This is a genomic window from Leucobacter soli (assembly GCF_042659205.1).
Taxonomy (GTDB): Bacteria; Actinomycetota; Actinomycetes; order Actinomycetales; family Microbacteriaceae; genus Leucobacter; species Leucobacter soli.
On sequence record NZ_JBHSRW010000487.1, the window covers coordinates 1 to 584 of the forward strand.

Sequence of the window (584 nt, forward strand, 5' to 3'; positions counted from 1 at the left end):
TCCGCTGAAGTGGTTGGCGCAGGGGATGCGCAGCGTGTTCCTGCCGGAGGGGTTCGCCTCGGCCGAGCGCACGGGTCGGCCAGGTCTCTGCGGCGTCGCTGCGGTCCACCCGGGTGCGGGTGAGGCGGTAGACGCCGTACGGCATCACCGCGGCGTGCGCCCCGGCGGCGAAGGCCGCGTCCGCCAGTCCGTTCTCCGCCTCGGGGTCGAGCCAGCGCCCCGCGTCCAGGGCGTCGGACTCGATACCCGGATCGAGGATCGCCACCTCTCCGCGCAGGCCGGGCAGCACCGACCTCAGGGCGCCCTCGCCCGAGCCGGTCGGCGCCGGCGTGCCCGAGATCAGGCCCAGTCGCGCCAGGACCTGCTCCGTCATCTCGCGGAGCGGGTAGCGCGTCGCGGCGTCGAAGATCGACTGCTCCCCCGCGATCCGCTCGCGCGCGTACGCATTGCTCCCGTCGATCTCGAGCTGGCGCCAACCGCTCGCGACCAGGAGGGCCGCGCGCAGCACGACGAGCGGCCAGAGCGCCTCCGCCTCGGCTCGGCTGAGCGGGGCGGTCCGGTGGAACGCGGCGACGGTGTCGAGA

General features: G+C 74.8%; 1 pseudogene. It reads right to left on the reverse strand.

Annotated elements, in window-relative coordinates:
• Positions 1 to 584, reverse strand: a pseudogene (locus tag ACFPZL_RS14110) (hypothetical protein); the annotation flags it as partial.